The sequence below is a fragment of the Aequorivita vitellina genome (genome assembly GCF_022008365.1).
GTDB lineage: Bacteria > Bacteroidota > Bacteroidia > Flavobacteriales > Flavobacteriaceae > Aequorivita > Aequorivita vitellina.
In genome coordinates, this window is record NZ_JAIRBA010000005.1 from 96868 (window position 1) to 119241 (window position 22374).

21 protein-coding genes are annotated in these 22374 nt (G+C 37.6%); 17 read left to right on the top strand and 4 right to left on the bottom strand.

Translation table 11 applies throughout. The features are described 5' to 3' along the window. The first annotated feature begins 5 nt into the window (after positions 1-5). On the top strand, positions 6-1172 hold the full coding sequence (gene purT, locus K8089_RS04140) for a formate-dependent phosphoribosylglycinamide formyltransferase (RefSeq protein ID WP_237602017.1): 1167 nt from the start codon (positions 6-8) through the stop codon (positions 1170-1172). Between the two features lie 68 nt (positions 1173-1240). Here the strand turns inward: purT and K8089_RS04145 are convergent, their stop codons facing one another. Together K8089_RS04145 and trkA are read right to left on the bottom strand one after the other, a co-directional pair. After that, positions 1241-2746 carry a TrkH family potassium uptake protein gene (locus tag K8089_RS04145; protein WP_237602018.1) on the bottom strand — a complete coding sequence of 502 codons (1506 nt, stop codon included), beginning with the start codon at positions 2744-2746 and terminating at the stop codon, positions 1241-1243. After that, the gene (gene trkA, locus K8089_RS04150) at positions 2746-4095 is read right to left on the bottom strand and encodes a Trk system potassium transporter TrkA (RefSeq protein ID WP_237602019.1); all 1350 of its coding nucleotides are present in this window, start codon (positions 4093-4095) and stop codon (positions 2746-2748) included. The genes K8089_RS04145 and trkA overlap by 1 nt, the downstream gene beginning before the upstream one ends. Between trkA and K8089_RS04155 the strand changes: the two genes are divergently transcribed. From K8089_RS04155 to porT, 3 genes are read left to right on the top strand one after another with little or no spacing between them, the layout of a single operon-like run. Continuing rightward, on the top strand, positions 4082-4327 hold the full coding sequence (locus K8089_RS04155; RefSeq protein WP_237602020.1) for a hypothetical protein: 246 nt from the start codon (positions 4082-4084) through the stop codon (positions 4325-4327). The genes trkA and K8089_RS04155 overlap by 14 nt on opposite strands. Then, a complete protein-coding gene (ubiE, locus tag K8089_RS04160) occupies positions 4302-5033 on the top strand; it encodes a bifunctional demethylmenaquinone methyltransferase/2-methoxy-6-polyprenyl-1,4-benzoquinol methylase UbiE (protein WP_237602021.1) in 732 nt (243 codons plus the stop codon). Before K8089_RS04155 ends, ubiE begins: the two co-directional genes overlap by 26 nt. 3 nt (positions 5034-5036) lie before the next feature. Further along, positions 5037-5747, top strand: a complete 711-nt coding sequence (gene porT, locus K8089_RS04165; protein WP_237602022.1) for a type IX secretion/gliding motility protein PorT/SprT — start codon at positions 5037-5039, stop codon at positions 5745-5747. Here the strand turns inward: porT and K8089_RS04170 are convergent. Then, positions 5734-6462: an RNA methyltransferase gene (locus tag K8089_RS04170; protein WP_237602023.1), complete on the bottom strand. Its 729-nt coding sequence runs from the start codon at positions 6460-6462 to the stop codon at positions 5734-5736. The genes porT and K8089_RS04170 overlap by 14 nt on opposite strands. Positions 6463-6474: 12 nt before the next feature. Between K8089_RS04170 and tamL the strand changes: the two genes are divergently transcribed. The 3 genes from tamL to accD all read left to right on the top strand — a co-directional run bounded on the left by tamL (position 6475) and on the right by accD (position 11236). Next, a complete protein-coding gene (gene tamL, locus K8089_RS04175) occupies positions 6475-9096 on the top strand; it encodes a translocation and assembly module lipoprotein TamL (RefSeq protein ID WP_237602024.1) in 2622 nt (873 codons plus the stop codon). 96 nt (positions 9097-9192) lie between these two features. Beyond that, on the top strand, positions 9193-10260 hold the full coding sequence (gene fbaA / locus K8089_RS04180) for a class II fructose-bisphosphate aldolase (protein ID WP_237602025.1): 1068 nt from the start codon (positions 9193-9195) through the stop codon (positions 10258-10260). Positions 10261-10369: 109 nt separating this feature from the next. Then, on the top strand, positions 10370-11236 hold the full coding sequence (gene accD, locus K8089_RS04185) for an acetyl-CoA carboxylase, carboxyltransferase subunit beta (protein WP_237602026.1): 867 nt from the start codon (positions 10370-10372) through the stop codon (positions 11234-11236). Positions 11237-11294: 58 nt separating this feature from the next. On the opposite strand, the gene K8089_RS04190 is transcribed toward accD, so the two are convergent. Then, entirely contained in the window at positions 11295-12128 is an 834-nt protein-coding gene (locus K8089_RS04190) for a hypothetical protein (protein ID WP_237602027.1), read from the bottom strand. Between the two features lie 172 nt (positions 12129-12300). Here K8089_RS04190 and rpsO point away from each other — a divergent pair, with 172 nt between their 5' ends. From rpsO to K8089_RS04240, 10 genes are all read left to right on the top strand, one after another. Beyond that, a complete protein-coding gene (rpsO, locus tag K8089_RS04195; RefSeq protein WP_237602028.1) occupies positions 12301-12570 on the top strand; it encodes a 30S ribosomal protein S15 in 270 nt (89 codons plus the stop codon). A gap of 277 nt (positions 12571-12847) precedes the next feature. After that, positions 12848-15082 (top strand): polyribonucleotide nucleotidyltransferase, encoded by a 2235-nt coding sequence (locus K8089_RS04200; RefSeq protein ID WP_237602029.1) that lies wholly within the window; start codon positions 12848-12850, stop codon positions 15080-15082. 475 nt (positions 15083-15557) lie between these two features. Beyond that, positions 15558-16358 (top strand): pyrroline-5-carboxylate reductase, encoded by an 801-nt coding sequence (proC, locus tag K8089_RS04205; protein ID WP_237602030.1) that lies wholly within the window; start codon positions 15558-15560, stop codon positions 16356-16358. A gap of 26 nt (positions 16359-16384) precedes the next feature. Then, positions 16385-17152, top strand: coding sequence for a glutamate 5-kinase (proB, locus tag K8089_RS04210; RefSeq protein ID WP_237602031.1), 768 nt, complete (start codon positions 16385-16387; stop codon positions 17150-17152). Between the two features lie 24 nt (positions 17153-17176). Further along, positions 17177-18376 carry a glutamate-5-semialdehyde dehydrogenase gene (locus tag K8089_RS04215; protein ID WP_237602032.1) on the top strand — a complete coding sequence of 400 codons (1200 nt, stop codon included), beginning with the start codon at positions 17177-17179 and terminating at the stop codon, positions 18374-18376. Positions 18377-18540: 164 nt separating this feature from the next. Then, positions 18541-19572: a hypothetical protein gene (locus tag K8089_RS04220; RefSeq protein WP_237602033.1), complete on the top strand. Its 1032-nt coding sequence runs from the start codon at positions 18541-18543 to the stop codon at positions 19570-19572. Positions 19573-19583: 11 nt separating this feature from the next. Continuing rightward, positions 19584-19982: a hypothetical protein gene (locus K8089_RS04225; protein WP_237602034.1), complete on the top strand. Its 399-nt coding sequence runs from the start codon at positions 19584-19586 to the stop codon at positions 19980-19982. Between the two features lie 40 nt (positions 19983-20022). Further along, on the top strand, positions 20023-20568 hold the full coding sequence (locus K8089_RS04230; protein WP_237602035.1) for an RNA polymerase sigma factor: 546 nt from the start codon (positions 20023-20025) through the stop codon (positions 20566-20568). A 3-nt stretch (positions 20569-20571) separates the two neighbouring features. Next, entirely contained in the window at positions 20572-21189 is a 618-nt protein-coding gene (locus tag K8089_RS04235) for a hypothetical protein (protein WP_237602036.1), read from the top strand. Between the two features lie 133 nt (positions 21190-21322). After that, a complete protein-coding gene (locus K8089_RS04240; RefSeq protein ID WP_237602037.1) occupies positions 21323-22186 on the top strand; it encodes a sigma-70 family RNA polymerase sigma factor in 864 nt (287 codons plus the stop codon). The last annotated feature ends 188 nt before the right edge of the window (positions 22187-22374 follow it).

Here is a 22374-nt window from a genome sequence, read left to right on the forward strand (position 1 = left end):
AAAAAATGGCTAAAATTTTATTATTCGGAAGTGGGGAATTAGGCAAAGAATTCACCATTGCTGCTAAAAGAATCGGACAAACAGTAATTGCTGTGGACAGCTACCCCAATGCTCCCGCGGCACAAATGGCAGATTATTCCGAAGTAATAAATATGCTCGACGGCAATGCTTTAGATGCTTTAGTTGAAAAACACAAACCAGATTATATTATTCCCGAAATTGAAGCCATTCGCACAGAACGATTTTATGAATACGAAAAACAGGGATACACCGTAATTCCTTCGGCCAAAGCAGCAAACTTTACAATGAATCGCAAAGCCATTCGCGATTTAGCGGCGAAAGAATTAGGCTTAAAAACGGCCGATTATCGCTATGCAACCTCAGCAGAAATTTTAAAGAAAGCAGTATCAGAAATAGGAATGCCGTGCATTGTAAAACCCTTAATGTCTTCCAGCGGAAAAGGCCAAAGCACCATAAAAACCGAAGCCGATATTGAAAAAGCTTGGCAATATTCACAAGAGGGTTCTCGCGGCGATGTAGCCGAAGTAATTGTAGAAGCATTTGTAGATTTTAATTATGAAATAACGCTACTTACCGTTACCCAACGAAGCGGTAAAACGCTTTTTTGTCCGCCCATTGGACATCGTCAAGAACGCGGCGATTATATTGAAAGTTGGCAACCAGCACCAATGAAAAATGACGTTTTAAAAGAAGCCCAGCAAATGGCCGAAAAAGTAACCACTGCATTAACTGGTTACGGCATTTGGGGTGTGGAGTTTTTTGTAGCAGATGACGGCGTTTACTTTTCAGAGCTTTCCCCGCGTCCACACGATACAGGAATGGTAACCCTGGCAAAAACCCAAAATTTTAATGAATTTGAATTACACCTTCGCGCTGTAATTGGCCTTCCAATTCCCGAAATTACACTGGAGCGAATTGGCTGTAGCGCAGTAATTTTAGGATCTGGAAACTTTGAAAATCCAGTTTTTGACGGACTCGAAATTGTGGCAGCTGCTCCAAAAACAGATTTTCGGATTTTTGGAAAAACCACTTCCCGACTTTATAGAAGAATGGGAGTTATTTTAACCCACGATAAGCTGGATGGCGCCATTGAAGATGTAATCTTTAGAGCGAAACAATTGGCTTCGAAAGTAAAAGTTATTCAAAAGTAAAGTTGGCGGTACTAGGAATACCTACGAGGCACAAAAGAGACCTTGCAGGATAATTATTAACTATTGAATTATCTATTTCTCCAGAAAAAAGGAGTGAGTAAAATTAAAAAGGTAAACAACTCTAACCTTCCTATTAGCATTAAAAAGCTAGACCACCATTTTGCGGCAGCTGGCAGATTTGCATAATTATTAACCGGACCAAGATCGCCGAGTGCTGGACCAACGTTCCCCAGCGTTGAGGCCGCCCCGCCAAGTGCCGTTTTAAAATCTAGACCCATCCAAGAAAAAACCAAAGTTCCAATTATAAAGGAAAGCATATAAAGAATAAAAAAGCCCAATATGTTAAAAACAATAGGCTGTGGCACTGCCTTTCTGTTGTAACGCACTGGTAATATAGCGTGTGGATGAAGGGTTCTTTTAAATTCAAGCACACCGTTTTTAATCATGATAAGATGGCGCATAATCTTAATTCCTCCTGCAGTTGAACCCGCGCAACCCCCAAGAAACATCATCCCAAAAAAGAAAATAGTTAAAAACGGAGTCCAAATTGTGTAATCTGCACTTACAAAACCGGTCGTTGTAATAATGGTTAACACTTGAAAAAGCCCATGGCGAATTGCACTTTCAAAAGGCCCCCAAACCATTGGATGAGCAATAGTTGAAACCGAAATATCAGCTTCAAAATAAATTAATAAAGCCGCTACAATGGTTAAACCAATTATAAGTGCAGCATACGATTTAAACTCTTCGTCTTGAAATATTTTTTGAAATTTCCTTTTAAAAGCGAAGTAGCTCAAAACAAAATTACTCCCTGCCAAAAACATAAAAACAATGATGATGTATTGCACCATGGGATTATCATTCCAAAAGGCAACACTGGCGTTTTTTGTTGAGAATCCGCCCGTGCTTAAAGTTGCCAATGAGTGATTAATAGCATCAAAAAAACTCATTCCAGCAAGTTTCAGTAAAATTGTTTCGGCCAAGGTATAACCCACATAAATTAGCCACAGACGTTTTGCGGTATCTGTAATACGCGGGTGTAGTTTATCGCCGGCCGGACCGGGAGCTTCGGCGGCAAAAAGTTGCATTCCTCCAATTCCCAGTAATGGTAAAATAGCAATTGCTAAAACAATAATTCCCATCCCACCAATCCAGTGGGTAATACTGCGCCAAAATAGAATACCTCGCGGAATACTTTCAATATCGGTTAAAATGGAAGCTCCTGTCGTGGTATAACCACTCATAGTTTCGAAAAATGCATTTGTAAAACTGGGGATTGCGCCGCTAAAAATATAAGGCAGGGTGCCTATTAAGGCCATAAAAATCCAACCGAATGAAACAATAATATATCCTTCCCGTTTTTGAACTTCCTTTCGGTGATTTCGCGTTAAAAACATAACAATTCCTCCTATACTCACGGCTACGGTTCCTGCCAGTAGTATTTCTGTAAGTACGCCATCTTTGTAATACCAGCTTACAATGGAAGACAGTAGCATAAAACCACCGTTTACCATCAGCAAAAGGCCCATTAAATGCGAAATAATTTTATAATTCAGTTTGGAGATTGAATTCATTAGATAAAAAGTTTTTCCACTTTTCCAATTGCCTGCGGAAGGCAGCATGCCACTACACTGTCGCCAGCTTTTATTTCAAAATCGCCCAAGGCAATAATGCCCTTGCCGTTTCTAACTACCCCACCAATTATAGCCGAAACTGGGAAATTTAAGTCTTTAATTTTTTTGTTGCACACTTTTGAATTTGCCGAAACTTTAAACTCCAAAAGTTCCGCATTCATATTGTTAAGCTTCGTCATTGCTACAACTTCTCCTCTTCGCACATATCTAAAAATATTATTGGCAGCCAACAATTTTTTATTAATCAACGTGTCAATACCAATAGAATGCGACAGTTGAAAGTAATCCATATTTTCAACCAAGGCAATCGCTTTTTTAACTCCTTTAGATTTGGCAACCAAACAAGACATTATATTTGTTTCACTGTTTCCGGTTACCGCAATAAAAGCGTCCATTTCATCTAAGGATTCTTCTAAAAGCAATTCCACATTTCTGCCATCGCCATTAATCACCAAACAACTGGGTATATCGTCGGCAATTTCAAAGGCTTTGTCTTTGCTGCTTTCAATTAGCTTCACATTAAAACGGTTTTTACACAACACTTTTGCTGTTTTATACCCAATTTTACTTCCGCCAAGTATCATTACATTCTTTATTTCCTGCTTGCTTTTTCCCGAGAGTTTTATAATTTGTTCATCACCCTTTTTAACGGTGGTAAAATAAACTTGATCGCCCTTTTTAAACTGGGTGCCGCCACGCGGAATTATAGTGTATTGCGTGCCATAACGCTGAATAGCGATAGGTACAAATTTTAAATCTGGATACATTTTTGCTACTTCCTTCACCGATTTTCCCACAAATTCTGAGGTACGCGAAAGGTTTAAACCTATCATTGTTAGTGCGCCGTCTTCAAACTCGTAACTTTCGTTAAAGGCGCTTTGGTTGAGCAGCAGAACAATCTCTTCGGTTGCTAGGGCTTCGGGCGAAATAAGTTCGTCTATCCCAAATTTGGCAAAACCTACTTCTTCCTTTCTATCTATAAATTCAGTGTTAGAAATTCTTGCAATGGTACGTTTTGCACCCAGTTGTTTTGCAAGAACACACACGGTAATATTTGTAGTTTCACTTGAAGTTACTGCAATTAATAAATCGGTTTCACTCACCAGTGAATCTTCCAGCACCGCGATAGACGTAGCATCGCCACGCACAACGCGAATGTCTAAATTTGCATCGGCATGGGCCAACGAATCGCGATTGGGGTCGATAAGCGTAATATTTTGCGATTCAAAAGAAAGCAATTTTGCAAGGTGAAAGCCAACTTCGCCAGCTCCGGCAATGATAATCTTCATTGAGATTGAATTTATTTTTCACATTAACTTTATAAGGAAGATACTCCAAATAAAACTATTAGGTGAAATTACAGCGGCAAAGATATGGAATAAAAAACCGCTATGTGCAATTAGCATTTTAAGAATAATTATACAAGATAGGGTGAAACTTCAAACAAAAGAAGCAGCAGCTCTTAAAAAATATGTAGTTTTGCAAGCGCAATTTTATGGAAAAGAAAATAACACCTTATAAAGATTCTTCGGAAGGAAAAAAGAAGCAGGTTGAACAAATGTTCGATACTATTTCTGAAAATTATGACGGCCTAAACCGCGTAATTTCGCTGGGCTCCGATATTAAATGGCGAAAAAAAGTTATTGCAATGGTAGCCGCCAGTAAACCGAAAAATATATTAGACATAGCAACTGGCACGGGCGATTTGGCCATTCAGTTTGCCGAAAAAACTTCGGCTGAAAAAATTATTGGTTTAGATATTTCCGAAGGCATGCTTTCCGTGGCCCGCAAAAAAGTATTGGGAAAGGAAACTGCAGCAAAAATTGAATTTGTGCAAGCAGACTCCGAAGCGCTGCCTTTTGAGGATAATACCTTTGATGCCATAACCGTCTCTTTCGGCATCAGAAATTTTGAAAATCTTGAAAAAGGACTTTCTGAAATATTTCGCGTGCTAAAAAAAGGGGGCATCTTTGTTATTTTAGAAACTTCGGTACCCACAAAATTTCCTTTTAAACAGGGGTACTACATCTATTCAAAAAATATTTTGCCTTTGGTTGGCAAAGTTTTCTCTAAAGACAAAGTAGCTTACAAATATTTAAGCGAAAGCGCTTCGGTATTTCCGTATGGCGAAAAGCTCAACAATATTTTGCGTAAAATTGGGTTTAATGAAGTGAAAAATAAGCCACAAACCTTTGGCGTGGCAACTATTTATAAAGCTACTAAGTAATTTATGAAGAAGCTATTTATTGTACTCTCCTTTTTATGTATTGCAAACAGCGCAAATGCCCAATGGTTTTTTAACAAGGAGCGCATTGCCAACTTAGAAAATTTCGATAAAAAGAAGTTTTCCTGGGGATACTTTTTAGGCTTTAACAGCTACGATTTTAAATTTGATTACAGAGATCAATACGCCGACGACAACACCGAAATTTTAGTAGAACGCTCGGCCGGTTTTAACGTGGGGTTGATTGGCGATATGCGCATAAACGAATATCTTAATTTAAGATTGGAGCCGGGTCTTTATTTTACCCAACGCGACCTAACATTTCCGGGGTTTACATCGGAAGCTGACTATCTGCGCGAAGTAAAATCTACCTATATTCACGTGCCATTATTGTTGAAAGTTTCAACCAAGCGTTTAAATAATATTAAACCCTTTATTATTGGTGGGGTTTCTACTTCGCTTAACCTTTCCAGCAATCAAAAAAACCCGGAAGACAACGAACAAGGGAGGTTTAGAATGACCAATAGCACAAATTATTACGAGCTTGGTTTTGGAATAGATTTTTACCTCTACTACTTTAAATTTACCCCATCAATCCGCGGCGTATTTGCATTGAATAATGAATTAATCGCAGATGACGACCCCAACAGCCCGTGGACAGGTAATATTGACAAACTTGCTACCCGCGGAATTTTTGTAAACTTTACATTTCAATAGTACGCCTAAACTCACTTAAAAGAATAGCGGTTGCCGTGGCTACATTTAGGCTTTCGGTTTTTTGAATATTCCCGAAACGCGGAATGCTTATTTTATGGGTTATTTTCTGAATTATTTCGTCTGAAATACCATTGGCTTCATTTCCCATTACCACAATGCCGTCCTTCGGAAGTTTTTCAGAATAAATATTGTTTCCCTCCATAAACCCGCCGTAGATTGGCAAAGTGGTGTTTTTTAAACAATCCGAAAGCGAGCGATAATGAATATTTACACGCCCTAAAGAACCCATTGTAGCCTGCACTACTTTTGGATTAAAACAATCTACCGTATCTTCCGAACACAGTAATTGTCGCACGCCAAACCAATCGCACAGCCGAATGATTGTGCCTAGATTTCCAGGGTCGCGAATGGCATCGAGCGCCACAATTAAACCTGTATCTTGCAAGGGTTTTACTTTTGGAATTTCAAATACCGCCAACGACGTGTTTGCTGTTTTTAAAAAACTTATTTTTTTAAGCTCTGTTTCGGTAATTTGAAAATGGTTTTCGGCAGAAATTTCAGCACTATTGGTTGAAAAAAATGCCTGAAGTTTTAAGCCTTCATTTAGTAATTCAGTAATTACTTTTGGTCCTTCGGCCACAAAAAGACCGTTTTGGATGCGGTACTTTTTTTGTTGTAAACTCGTTATTAATTTTGTTTGACTTTTGCTGACCAAAATATAGTATTTTTGAATTTGAATAAAAATGTACACTTGAAGCGCCACCTGACAAAAATATCACTAATTATAGTATTTATCGGTCTATTTTTTTCGTGTAATACTGTAAAAAAAGTGCCCGATGGCGAATATTTACTCACCGAAAATACAATTTTGGTTGACAGCGTAAAAATCACGGATCCCGGAGTTTACAGCCAATTGGCGCAAAAACCAAACACGACCATCCCATTAATTGGCGTTCCGTTAGAATTACACATTTACAATCTTGCCGACCCACAGCCAGACTCTACCTATTACAAATGGCTTCACAAATATCCAAAACGTGAAGATCGGTTAATTCGTTTGCTTTCAAAAAAACAGGTGGATAAAATTGACAGCAGTTATGTGAATTTTAACCAATGGCTTCAAAAGTCTGGCGAAGCTCCTGCCATAATCAACGAGCAAAAGATTGAAAAATCTATAGTTCGATTAAAGCGTTGGTATGCCAGCTACGGGTATTTTAATGACGAAGTATCTTATAAAATTGAACCAATTGAAAATAAAAAGAAGCGTGCAAAAATTACGTATTCGGTAACCAGACATCAACCCTATTTTGTGGGCGATTCTATTGTTGAGAAGATAAGTTCGCCTGTGGTAGATTCATTATTTCAGGCCACAAAAAGCAGGTCGTTTATAGTTCCGGGGAAGCAATATGCCGCAAACGATTTTGTAAACGAGCGCGATAGACTTACCATTCAATTAAGAAATTCTGGCCTGTATCATTTTGATCAGGAATACGTGGGTTTTGAAGCCGATACCGTTAAAACAGACCATAAAGCCAATATAACTTACATTATTCCCGACCGAAAAATTACGCAGGGAGACAGCACATTTACCGAACCATTTAAGGTACACAGTATAAATGAAGTTAGGATTATAACCGATTATTCGTACGAAAACCGGAATAAAACGTTGCAAGATTCTACAAGTTATAAGGGCTATAAATTATTTAGTTATGGCAAAATGCGTTTTCGCCCAAAAGCTATTGCCGATGCAATATCAATTACACCCGGCAAAATTTATAAAGATATTGACCGGACGCTTACATACAACCAGATTAGCGATTTGCGTATTTTTAAATATCCGAATATAAATTATTCAGAAGTTGCTTCAGATTCAACCAAAAGTTTACTTAACGCCACTGTTTTGCTCAGTCCGCGCGACCGTTTTACGCTAGGGGTAGATTTTGATGCTTACACCTCTACCATTCAACAATTCGGAATTAGTTTTAGTGGAAATATAATTTTTCGAAATATTTTTAGGGGTGCCGAAATACTTGAAGTATCGGGACGCGGAAGCCTTGGTTCTTCAAAAGATGCAGCAGACAGTGACAGCAAGTTTTTTAATATTTCGGAATTTGGTGGCGATGTAAAACTCACATTCCCGAGCATTATTTTTCCTATAAATACCGAAAAGTTAATTCCAAAATATATGTCGCCATCAACTGGAATTAGTCTTGGCGCCAGCGTGCAAAACAACATTGGTTTAGACAGACAAACGGTAAACGGCGTGTATAATTACCGATGGAAACCATCAAAAATTCTGAATTATCAATTAGATTTTTTAAATCTACAATATGTAAAAAACCTAAATACTGGCAATTATTTTAATGTGTATAGAAATTCTTTTGAGCAATTAAACAACATTGCCCAGGAAACGGAACGCGATAATCCGGGAACAATAAATCCGGAATATTACATGTATGATGATAACAACAATCTTGTACTTATTGTGCCCGAAGGAGCCAATGGATTTATTCGAGATGTAAAAAATGGCGTTATTAACCCAATTTTTATAGAAGACGACGGTTCCATTGCCGTAAATAATATTGACGAACGCAAAAAGCGACTTACTGAAGACAATTTAATTTTTGCCACAAATATAAGCCGTACACGCGATACGCGCGAAAATATTCAAGACAACAACTTCTCGAGAACGCGTTATAAACTTGAATTAGCCGGAAATCTTCTCTCTGGAATTTCGAGTCTTGTAGGCGAAAATAAAAATAGCGATGGCAACTATACTGCTTTGGGCGTTGTTTTTTCGCAATACGTAAAAGGGGAAGCAGAATATATAAAACACTGGGAATTAAACGGAAATAACGTTTTGGCGTTTCGCGTATTTGGCGGAATAGCTATTCCATACGGTAACAGTAACAACATTCCGTTTACGCGAAGTTATTTTGCGGGCGGTGCCAACGACAACCGAGGGTGGCGCGCCTACGATCTTGGCCCTGGAAGCAGCGGCAGTACAGACGAATTTAATGAAGCCAATTTTAAAATAGCCCTTAATGCAGAATATCGATTTACTATTTTGGGAGCCTTTAAGGGCGGTCTCTTTATCGATACTGGAAATATTTGGAATGTATTAGACAATATTCAAGATGAAGCCTCGGTATTTAACGGAATTGCAGATATGAAAGAATTAGCTGTTGCTACGGGTGTGGGGCTGCGCTACGATTTTGGTTTTTTCGTATTCCGTTTTGATGTTGGCTTCAAAACCCATAACCCTGCAAAACCCGTGGGCGAGCGGTGGTTTACAGATTACAATTTCAGAAAGGCCGTTTACAATATCGGCATCAACTATCCATTCTAAACCATATAAATTTGTTACTTTTGCTGAAGGGCTTTAGTTTGCATTATGCAAACGCAGGTCCCGTAATTTTATAACACTTAACACCTCAACATAACTATGAGCCACGGAATTAAACCCGGTGTAGCAACCGGAAAGGAAGTTCAGAGAATACATCAATTCGCAAAGGAAAAAGGTTTTGCAATGCCCGCCGTTAATGTGGTAGGATCAGATAGCGTAAACGCTGTTATGGAAACTGCTGCTTCATTAAATTCGCCAGTAATTATTCAATTTTCTAATGGAGGCGCACATTTTAATGCTGGTAAAGGACTTTCAAACGAAAACGAAAAAGCTGCAATAGCCGGTGGTGTTGCGGGTGCAAAACACGTTCACGAACTTGCACAAGTTTATGGTGCAACGGTTATACTTCACACAGATCACTGTGCTAAAAAATTACTTCCTTGGATTGATGGATTGCTGGATGCTGGCGAAAAGTTTTATAAAGAAACTGGCAAGCCGCTTTACAGCTCGCATATGATAGATTTATCTGAAGAGCCTATTGAAGAAAACATTGAAATTTGCAAACGTTATTTAGAGCGAATGAGCAAGATTGGAATGACGCTTGAAATTGAATTGGGAATCACTGGCGGCGAAGAAGACGGCGTTGATAATACCGATGTAGATTCGTCTAAACTTTACACCCAGCCCGACGAGGTTGCTTATGCATATGAAGAACTTTCAAAAATAAGCGATCAATTTACGATTGCTGCAGCCTTCGGAAATGTACACGGGGTTTACAAACCTGGAAATGTAAAATTAACACCAATTATTCTGAAAAATTCGCAGGAATATGTTCAGAAAAAATTCAATACAGGTTCAAACCCTATAGATTTTGTTTTTCACGGCGGAAGCGGTTCTTCCCTTGAAGAAATTAGAGAAGCTATTAGTTACGGTGTAATCAAGATGAATATTGACACCGATATGCAATTTGCTTTCACAGAAGGCGTGCGCGATTATATAGTGAAAAATTTGGAGTATCTAAAAACCCAAATTGGAAACCCCGATGGTAGTGATTTACCGAATAAAAAATATTACGACCCACGAAAATGGCTTCGCGAAGGTGAAATCACTTTTAAGAAAAGACTTGAACAAGCCTTTAAAGATTTAAATAACGTAAATACGTTGTAAATAGGCCCCTTGCCCCAAATAGGAAGAAGAGTTTTGGAGCATCATTTATTTTAATTGAGCGTTCAAGACTATTTCAAAAAGCTAACAACAAACAACAAACTATTAGAATATGCCTTGGTTTAAAAGAACAAAAAAGGGAATTCAAACCCCCACCGAAGAAAAGAAAGACGTGCCAAAAGGACTGTGGTATAAATCGCCCACAGGAAAAGTGGTGGATAGCGAGGAACTAGAAAAAAACTTTTACGTAAGTCCCGAAGATGGCTACCACGTACGTATAGGCAGTAAGGAATATTTTGAAATTCTCTTTGACGACAATAAGTTTAAGGAACTTGACAAGGGACTTTCATCGCAAGATACATTAAAGTTTGAAGACAAAAAGAAATATCCGGACAGATTAAAAGAAGCACAGGACAAAACTGGGCTTAAAGATGCAATTCGTTGTGCCGTGGGTAAATCTATGGGTTCAGAATTGGTTGTAGCTTGTATGGACTTTAGCTTTATTGGTGGTTCAATGGGAAGTGTTGTAGGCGAAAAAATTGTTCGTGCAGCAGACTATTCGCTTAAAAAGAACATTCCGTTACTAATCATTTCAAAAAGTGGTGGCGCACGTATGATGGAAGCCGCACTTTCATTAATGCAGCTTGCAAAAACGAGTGTAAAATTGGCACAACTAAGCGATGCCAGCATTCCATATATTTCGTTGTGTACAGATCCAACTACGGGTGGTACTACCGCTTCATTTGCAATGCTTGGCGACATAAATATTGGAGAACCGGGAGCATTAATTGGCTTTGCCGGACCCCGCGTAGTTAGAGATACTACTGGAAAAGAATTGCCGGAAGGTTTTCAAACTGCCGAATTTCTATTAGAACACGGGTTTTTAGATTTTATAACCCACCGACGCGATTTAAAACGAAAAATAAACCTGTATTTAGATTTGGTTTTAAACAGGCCGCTTCGGGAGAAAATCGCATAAAAAAAGGTGTCTAAAGAAAATAAAATTTAGACACCTTTTTTATTTAATTACACGCCAATCAATTCATTGTAAACGGATATTCTTGGCCGTTATAAATAAATACAGCCATATTATCGCATTCCCCATCGCCAAAATCAATTATGGCTGTTAGCCCATCTTGGGTTATTTGAAGACGTCCATCGACCACAAAAGGACACGAGGTTTTAGAAATTAAAGTTTCGGTAACTTCTCCATTACGTGTAAATCCGTTTGTAAACTCGGTTTGCCAATTTCCTGTTACGTGGTAAACATTATCTATCCAAGTGCCGGTGCCTACACCTGCTACCCATTCAGAAATTCGTGTTCCATTTCGTGTAGCCGTAACTGTAGTGTTTGGGAAACTCACGGTAATATTTTCGGTAAGCGTGGCTTGTGGATTATCATTTTGATTTGCTATTTCATATAAAATACTGCCACCGCCACCTACACCATTTCCATTAAATATAAAATCTTGGAGGCTGTATTCAACGGTATAACTTCCTGAAATAAGAGGGCCGTATTCTAAAAATATCTTGCCAGAAACCACATTCCCATTATTTAAAGTGCAAGAATCGCCAAAGTCTAATAAAATGGTAAATATATTGCCTTGGTTTCCAACTGTAATTTCAACACAAGTTGGAAAGAGTGAATTTTGAGTAATACCTCGACCTCCGGTTTCATTTTCAACAAATGCTTGTTGTATAATGTTAAATGTACCTTCGGCTACATTATCGGTTTTTGCAGCTCTCATGGAATTGTCTGAGGAAAAATTAACTTCTTCTGAAGGATTATTCTCCTCTTTATCGCAACTTGTAAACAGGAAGAAACCCATTGTAAAAAAGGCTACAATTAATTTAGAAGGGATGTTTTTCATAAATTTGATATTTAGAAGTTTAGACACATATAACGCCAAAAAGTTGCAATAAATATATATTGATGTAATTTTTTATTTGAAACACATCTAATTCAAATTCAATTTTGTACTTTTGCGGCCTTGATTATCAAAATGGTAGTCAGTACATAAAAATCATTTTAACAATATTGGCATGTATTTATCCACAGAAGAAAAAGAAAAAATTTTCGCCAAACACGGAAAATCTAAGACTGACACAGGTTCAGCAGAAGGACAGATTGCGTTATTCACCTACCGCATTGAGCATTTAACAAAACACCTAAAAGCAAATCACAAGGACTACAACACAGAGCGTTCTTTGGTAATGTTAGTAGGTAAAAGAAGAGCTCTTTTAGATTATTTAATCAAAAAAGACATTCTTCGTTACCGTGCTATCGTGAAAGAATTAGGATTACGTAAGTAATATTTTTAAAGGGCTCTTTTTTGAGCCCTTTTTAATTCTTATAAATCTTTTTATTATTTTTAATTTGAAAGATTTTTTATTATAATTTAAAAGTGGCACTTTTGTGTCAAGCCCGAGTTACTTCGGGAAACTGCTTCAAGTAAATTTTGGCAGCTATACAGAAAAGCTACCCTTAAGTTTTTCATTGGTCAATCACAACAACACAACAACACTACGGCTGACGTTCAGCTGTTGACCATTATTAACCGTACGCTATAGCGTACAAAATGAAAAACACATGATACCTAAAGTATTTAAAGAGGTCATAGACCTTGGCGATGGTAGAGAAATCACCCTCGAAACCGGGAAATTAGCAAAGCAAGCCCACGGTTCTGTAGTAGTACAATCCGGAAAATGTATGCTACTTTGTACCGTAGTTTCAAATTACGAACAAAAAGATTTAGATTTTTTACCATTAACGGTAGATTATCGCGAAAAATTTGCAGCTTCGGGTCGTTACCCAGGTGGTTTCTTTAAAAGAGAAGCAAGACCCAGCGACGGCGAAGTATTAACAATGCGATTGGTGGACCGCGTTTTGCGCCCACTTTTTCCAAAAGATTATCACTCCGAAACACAAGTTATGATTCAATTAATGAGTCATGATGACGATGTAATGCCAGATGCTATGGCAGGTTTGGCGGCTTCTGCAGCAATCCAACTTTCAGATTTTCCTTTTGAATGTGCAATTTCTGAAGCACGCGTAGGACGAGTAAACGGCGAATTTGTAATCAACCCATCTAGAGCTCAATTAGAAGAGTCTGACATCGATATGGTGATTGGTGCTTCCATTGATTCTGTAATGATGGTTGAAGGTGAGATGAAGGAGATTAGCGAAGAAGAAATGGTTGAGGCCATTAAATTTGCCCACGAACACATTAAAAAACAATGCGAGGCCCAAATAAGATTGGCCGAGGCCGTTGGAAGAAAAACAGTACGCGAATACGAGCCTGAACGCGAAGATGAAGACTTAAAGAAAAAAGTGCACGATATGGCATACGATAAAGTATATGCCGTAGCACAATCTGCTTCAGCGAAGCACGAACGTACCGACGCTTTTTCAGCAATTAAAGAAGAAATAAAAGCTACATTTTCTGAAGAAGAATTAGAAGATTTTGGCGATTTAATTTCAAGATACTATTACAAAGCAGAAAAAGAAGCCGTTCGCGATCTTACCTTAAATGAAGGATTGCGTTTGGATGGAAGAAAAACAGACGAGATTCGCCCAATATGGTGCGAGGTTGATTATTTACCTTCTGTTCACGGATCGGCAATTTTTACACGTGGAGAAACACAAGCTTTGGCAACCGTTACATTGGGAACTTCGCGCGAAGCAAACCAAATAGACATGCCATCTTATGAAGGCGAAGAAACGTTCTACCTTCATTACAACTTCCCTCCTTTCTCAACTGGAGAAGCCCGCCCAATTCGCGGAACATCGCGTAGAGAAGTGGGTCACGGAAACTTGGCACAAAGAGCATTAAAGGGAATGATTCCTGCAGATTGCCCTTATACAGTACGTGTAGTTTCAGAGGTTTTAGAATCTAATGGTTCTTCTTCTATGGCAACAGTTTGTTCGGGAACAATGGCGCTTATGGATGCTGGGGTTCAATTAAAAAAACCAGTTTCTGGAATTGCAATGGGATTAATTTCTGATGCTGAATCTGGAAAATACGCAGTGCTTTCAGATATTTTAGGTGATGAAGATCACTTAGGCGATATGGACTTTAAAGTAACTGGTACTGCAGACGGAATTACGGCTTGCCAGATGGATATAAAAGTAAAAGGTCTGTCGTACGAAATTTTGGTAAATGCTTTAAAACAAGCTGCTGATGGAAGACTTCACATCTTAGACAAATTAGTTGAAACCATAGCTGAACCAAATTCAGATGTGAAACCTCACGCACCAAAAATGGTTACCGTTACTATTCCTAATGAATATATTGGCGCATTAATTGGGCCAGGTGGAAAAGTTATTCAGGAGCTTCAAAAAGCTACTAAAACAACAATTGTTATCAATGAAGATCCAGTTACCGAAGAAGGTATTGTAGAAATTCTTGGAACAAACCAAGAAGGTATTGATGCAGTCTTGGCGCGTATTGATTCGCTTACTTTTAAACCAGAAGTTGGTAATTCGTACAAAGTGAAAGTTATTAAAATGCTCGACTTTGGCGCGGTTGTAGAATATTTAGATGCGCCCGGAAACGAGAACTTACTACACGTAAGTGAACTCGCTTGGGAACGCACAGAAAACGTAACAGATGTAGTAAACATGGGCGACGTTTTTGAAGTAAAATTCTTAGGGTTCGATCCAAGAACGAAGAAAGAGAAAGTTTCGAGAAAAGCGTTATTAGATAAACCGGAAGGTTACAAAGAGCGCGCACCACGCGACAATAATCGAAGTGGAAACCGTGATAATCGTGGGCGAGATAACCGCAACCGTGATAATCGCGACAGAGACCGAAAAAGAGATTAACTATCTTTTTAAATATTTAGAAAACGCCTTCAGAAATGAGGGCGTTTTTTGCTTTTATAGATTCGGCACTTATTTCCCGATAACTCTAAAAACAGAAAGCAAATAAACAATGATTGTTAATACAGCACTAATTAAATCCCCCTACCTCGATTACAAACATTAAATCGACTCCCGATGAATTAGACTCAATAAAAGATTTTAAAGAAATAAAATAGTGCAAGCGGTAAAAATTTATAATTAACTTTTTTCAAAATTGATAGCTAGCCCTCGCTTTATGCCATAATTACCGAAATATGGCAAGATGCGCAAAACTGTCACCTTCGTGGTTTTAAGCGAAAAATTATAAAAAATAGCGCTCAAGCACTTCATATAGTGCGTTAACAGTGGGTTTTACTTATCATTTCTGAATTAAATATAATTTACGGCCATCTCGCATAGTACTTGCACCCTATTAGGCATAACAATAAAACAAATTATGAAAGTACTAGTAATTGGCGCAGGAAACATGGGGTTAACGTATGCGGAAGGCATGGCAAAGTCGCCACTGTTAAATCGCAGAAATTTAATGATTTACGATGTTTCTGAAGAAAAGATTTCAAGTTTAGGGAAAATTTCTCACTTTGATGTTTTTGAGAGTTTGGAAGAATGTCTTCCCAAAGCCGACATCATTTTTATAGCGGTAAAGCCATACCACAGCGATGATTTATTTCAGAAAATGAAACCAATGGTTAAACCCGATCAGGTATTTATTTCGCTTATGGCGGGAGTAACTATTGAAACCATTCAGAAAAGTTTAGAAGTAAAAAAAGTAGTGCGCGCAATGCCTAACCTACCAGCAAAAGTAGGTTTGGGTGTAACTTCATTTACCGAAGCAAAAGAAATTAGTCGCGTAGAACTTTTGATGGTTCGCAATCTTTTAGACACGACTGGCGAGGCTATTCACGTGGCAAACGAAAACTTTATAAATGCTTCCACAGGTATTTCGGGCAGCGGTCCGGCGTATGTATTCTATTTTATGCAATCTATGATGGAAGCGGCTCTAAAAATGGGCTTCTCCCAAAATGATTCAAAAGTGTTGGTAACCCAAACTTTTGAAGGCGCAGTAAAACTTTTTACCGAATCTGACCTGTCACCAAATAGCTGGATGGATATGGTAGCCTCTAAAGGCGGAACAACACGAGCAGCACTAGATTCCATGGAAGACAATAATGTAAAAGAATTAATTAAAGAAGCTGCGTATGCAGCATTTAACAGAGCAACAGAATTAGGACAATAAAAACCGAAATAGAAAAGATAGAAAATATGAATAATAAGCGAGTGGTTATAAAAGTAGGAACCAACGTTATGACAAATAAAGACAACCGTATTGTAGGACCCATTCTCGATGAGTTGGTACGGCAAATCGCAGCATTATACGAAGATGGTTACGCCCCGGTGTTGGTATCTTCGGGATCTGCAATTGCAGGAATGGAGGTACTTGGCGAGTGTCTTGCAAAAGACGATGCCACCCGAAGGCAAATATATTCTTCGGTGGGGCAACCTAGAATGATGAGGCATTATTATAGCCTCTTCCACGATCACGGAATGCGTTGTGCACAAATTCTAGCAACAAAACGCGATTTTACGCCGGGGAAACACCGCGAAAATATGATTAACTGTTATGAAGGTCTTATTGCTGAAGGGATTGTACCCATCGCAAATGAAGACGATGCAGTTTCATTAACCATGTCTATGTTTAGCGATAACGACGAGTTAGCAAGCCTCGTTGCCGAACTGATCGATGCCGATGCCTTGGTAATTTTAACCGATACCGATGGGCTTTATACCGGTCATCCAGATGACGACGATTCAGAAAAGTTAAGTGAAGTGCATCACGAAGAAGCGGTTGAGCATTTTGTTCAGCAGTCTAATAAAGGCGAAGGTGAAGGCCGGGGTGGTATGAAATCTAAGTTGAAAATAGCCAAGCAAACTGCTAAGAAAAAAATTCCTACTTATATCGCAAATGGAAAACGTAAAAACGTAATTGTAGATCTTTTAAGTGGAAAAGATTTAGGAACAAAATTTTATTAATAAATAAGTTAAACAGAAAAGAATATGAAGTTGATAAATGAAAAATTAAAAAATAATGTGTTAGCGTCTATGATGACTATTATAGATAAAAACCGAGAAACATTATTAAGCGCAAACAAAAAAGATTTGGATGCCTTTCAAAAAGACGATCAGGCATTATACGATAGGCTGGTTGTAAATGACGCCAAAATTGATGAAATGATTAATGCCATTTCAGAAGTTAAAAATCAAACAGACCCTGTTAGCAAAGAAATTAGCAGGCGAGAGTTAGATAACGGACTTAAAATAATCAATAAAACGGCCCCCTTTGGCACGATTATGATTATCTACGAATCGAGACCTGACGTAACAATTGAAGCTGCTGTTTTAGCTTTTAAAGCGAATAATAAAATTCTACTTAAAGGTGGAAAAGAGGCTTATCACAGCAATAAAATTTTAGTGAAGTTCTGGCACGATGCATTGCGTGCAAATAATCTTGAAACAGATTGGATTAAAATGCTAGAGCTAAATCGCGAAGAAACGCAGGCGTTTTTGAAAAATCCAACGGAGCCAATTGATTTAATTGTTCCGCGCGGGGGAGAAAGATTGATTCAGTTTGTAAAAGAAAATGCAAGTTGTGCAGTATTAGTTAGCGGTCGCGGCAACAATTTTTTATACGTAGCCGAAGATGCCGATTGGAAAAAAACACTCGAAGTAATTATAAATGCAAAGACCGATAAAATTTCAGGTTGTAACGCTTTGGATAAAGTTTTAATTGACAAGCATATTCCGAATTATGAGGCTAAACTGAATGAGTTAAAAGAAGTGCTCGAAGCTTCAAAAGTGAATATTATTGTAGATTCTGAAGTTAAAAAAACGCTTTCTTCTACCACAGAAATAGAAAACGAAGCCATTTGGTTTGAAGAATTTTTAGCAATGAAAATTGCCATTGGCGCCGTAGAAAATATGGATGAAGCTATTTCAAAAATAAACAAATACAGCGGCGGTCATTCAAGTGCAATTTTAACTGAAAGCACTGAAAAAGCTGCTCATTTTATGGAGAATATTGACAGCGCTGCTGTTTACCACAACGCTTCCACCCGGTTTACAGATGGCGGGCAAATGGGCGTTGGCGCCGAATTAGCGATTAGTACAGATAAACTTCATCACAGAGGTCCGTTAGGTTTAAAACAACTAGTAACAAATAAATACTATGTTTACGGCGATGGCCACGTACGAGTTTAAAAAATGACTTAGGACGATAGAACATACCTTTTAGAACACGTTTAACGACGCCTTCATTTAATATTTCAGATGGGGGCGTTTTTTAATATTACAATTATATTGCTAGTAAACGCAACCTTTTTAAAATAGGCAGACTATAGGGAAACAACTTAATTGTAAATTTCATGAAAATATTATGCTACAGCCTGCTGCTTTTAGTACCGTTTCTATTTTCTTGTGAAGATGAGCCTATTAGCAAAGCAGATCCTTCAAAAGTTATTCAGGTAAATTCTGAACTTTATAATTTAATTGAACGAGCAGCAGGAAACGATTTTGAAAACGAACTAACTTGTATAGATTTTAACTACGCTTTCACTTTAGTAATCTATAATGAAGAAATGGACATTATAGGCTACCAAGTTATAAAAAGTGATATTGAATTTAGCGAGTTTTTAGCTACCTTAGAAGAAGGACAATCCATCAGTTTAAGTTACCCAATTACAAGCATTTTAGATAGCGGCGAACCATACGTAATTAATAATAAGGAAGAATTAAAAGAAGCTATTGATATGTGTTTGGAAGCAGATACAATTACAACTTGCAATAACATTCTTACCGAAACTACTTGCCTTTGGAGGATAAACTATCTGGACGGGCCAAATAATGATTACGACGGCTCTTATTTTAATGTGAGCAATACTGGCAATGTGGGGCTATACTTTAAAGATAACGTGTACGCCGGTACTTGGATTAGCTATTTTATTGAAGACGAATTACATCTAAACATCTTTGTAATTGGCGATGAAAGCGTGAGTGACCATTGGAATTTTGATTGGAAAGTAGTCAGTTTTAACGAAACCCAAATGGAAATCACCAATGGCATTGACCGCTTTTTACTCACCAAGGAATGCTCCGAACCCTGCAAGAAATTTTTATTTGAAGAATGTGAAATTCGACCCGATTCCGGAAGGGCCATGTTTGATTTAGAAAGTTATTTTGAATGCTTTTTCCCACTTACAGGAATTTCGAATCCGGCAACGGTAGTAACAAGCTATTTTGAAACTTACGAAGATATGATGGCAGGCACCCACCCTATTGAAAATTTACACTACGAAAACACTATAAACCCTCAAGTTATTTATATTAGATTTGACGATGTGAATACAGGAGAGATGGTTACTTATTTACCAATAATTTTAAAAGCGATTAACTGTTAACACCTACAATTATGAAAATCAATTTCTTAAGTATTTTATTGATTTCGACACTATTATTTTTCTCCTGTTCAAACGATGATGATAGTTCTCGGAATGAAGAAATTCTTCAAAATTCTTGCGAATTGAAACAAGGGAATTCAAAATATACCGAATGTTGCCTGGAAGGACCATTAAAAGTTAAACCGGGAAATACATTTTATGCCTCCTTCACTTCAACCTATATAAATCCAGAATTTAGTTGGGAGGTCTTAGGCGGTTCACTTGAAATTATTGAAGGAGGAAATTCTGCAAGAGCAAAATTTAAGGCAAAGCCAGATTTTGTACGTGATACGCTTCTTGGCATTTCACAGCTTAATACGCCAAATGGAATCATGATATGTTCCGATTTGATAGTTATAACCTCTGAATAAGCAATAATAATTTGACCACTTTTTTCTAATATTGGTGTATTTGAAAATAGAAGAATTAATAAAACTGTGTATTAAAAACGACCGGAAAGCTCAAAACGAACTATTCCGGAAGTACAAGGATACCCTTTTCTTTATTTCGCTGAAATATTGCAGAAACGAGGTTGATGCCGAAGATAATTTACACGATGCTTTTATAACCATTTTTCAAAAGATTAAAACGTATAAAAATAAAGGTTCTTTTGAAGGTTGGATGAAGCGCATAACCATTTATAAAGCTATTGATAAATACAAAGTCAGTAAGCCTGTAAACATTGAAATAAATAACGACCTACTTGAAGAGACAGTTGAAATTGAAGCGGATTTAAAAATTTCACTGAACGAAATTTTACAACTAATTCAAGACCTGCCAGATCAATACCGGCTTGTATTTAACCTGTATCAAATGGACGGATTTTCGCATAAGGAAATTGCTTCGTTATTGAATATTTCCGAAGGCACCTCCAAATCTAATTACCACCGAGCAAAACTTATTTTACGCGAAAAAATAGTTGCAATTAAACAATCTCTTAATCCAAAAGCACACTAAATAATGGCAAAAAAGAACGACATAGGAACGCTTTTTGAAAACAAGCTGAAGGAAGGAGAAAAGGCACCAAACAACACTCTTTGGGCAAAAATAAACACTTCTTTAGAGAAAAAGGAACGCAAAAGAAAAAAGCTATTTTTATATTGGCTCACTGGCGGTGCAATAGTAGGTTTAATTGGTTTATGGATGATATTCAGCACTTCATTTAATGCTACTAAATCTAAAATTGATTCAATAAGCAATACTGTTATTAAAGATACACTCAATAATATTGAAGTAGAGAACGATAAAACGAGCGACCTTAACATTTTAAATGATTCACTTTCTTCGAAAGAAAACAGTGCAAAAAAGGTACTTGAAATTACGGATTTAAAGCTAGATTCAATTCATAAGACAAAAACAACCTTAGATAAAACTTCAAAAAACAACCTTATAAATCCTCTTTCAGAAAAGAACCGTATTGAAGAAACCTTTAAAGTTTCAGAGAAATACTACTATTATAATAGTCGCGATGGGAAACAAATAGTTATTGAGAACAAAAATGAAATAGACAGCATAATTTCAAAAAGTAAAATTGCCGCAGACTCCATTATTGTTAAAAAGAAAGACAGTTTAAAATAATTACAAAATGTCTATTGTAGTTTAAAAAGGTTCCATTTAAAAATTATTTAGTTAACTTTTGTAACCTTTTTTTAACTTGTTACGTATAACCAAATACACAAGTTTAAACCTTAATCTACAGGACATACCCTAAATGAGACAACTTAAAATTACAAAGCAGGTAACCAACAGGGAAACTGCTTCATTAGACAAGTATCTTCAAGAAATTGGAAAAGTTGACTTAATCACCGCAGACGAAGAAGTAGAATTGGCACAGCGCATAAAAGCGGGTGACCATATAGCTTTGGAAAAATTAACCAAAGCAAATTTACGTTTTGTTGTTTCGGTGGCTAAGCAATACCAAAACCAGGGGCTTACCCTTCCCGATCTTATAAACGAAGGAAATCTAGGTCTTATTAAAGCCGCACAACGTTTTGATGAAACACGTGGTTTTAAATTTATTTCATATGCTGTTTGGTGGATTCGTCAATCTATTTTACAAGCTTTGGCAGAGCAATCGCGAATTGTGCGTTTGCCGTTGAATAAGATTGGTAGCATAAACAAGATAAATAAAATGTACGCTTATCTGGAACAAGCCAATGAGCGTCCGCCTTCTGCCGAAGAAATAGCCAAAGAATTAGACATGACCATTAACGATGTTAAGGAGTCGATGAAAAATTCGGGTCGTCATGTCTCTATGGATGCCCCTCTAGTTGAAGGTGAAGATAGCAACCTGTACGATGTATTGCGAAGTGGTGAAAGCCCCAATCCCGATAAAACATTATTACACGAATCTTTGCGTACCGAAATTGAACGCGCATTAGAAACTTTAACACCTCGTGAAGCAGATGTTATAAGATTGTATTTCGGCTTAGGTGATCAAAACCCAATGACCTTAGAAGAGATTGGTGAAACTTTTGATCTTACTAGAGAGCGAGTGCGCCAAATTAAAGAGAAAGCAATTAGAAGGTTGAAACACACGTCGCGCAGCAAAATATTAATGACATATTTGGGATAGCTTCTACGTCGCTCAGCTACCGAGCTTTGAATACAATCATTGAACGGTGCCGAAATGGGCGGATAAACGATGATTAAAGTAGATATTGCAAATCCCTGAACGCTAACGACAGTATTTATTTCTCGATTTATCGGGAATGTAACTGTTCGTTTTTTGATTGATGAATGACCTCCGGCTGATTACCGGAG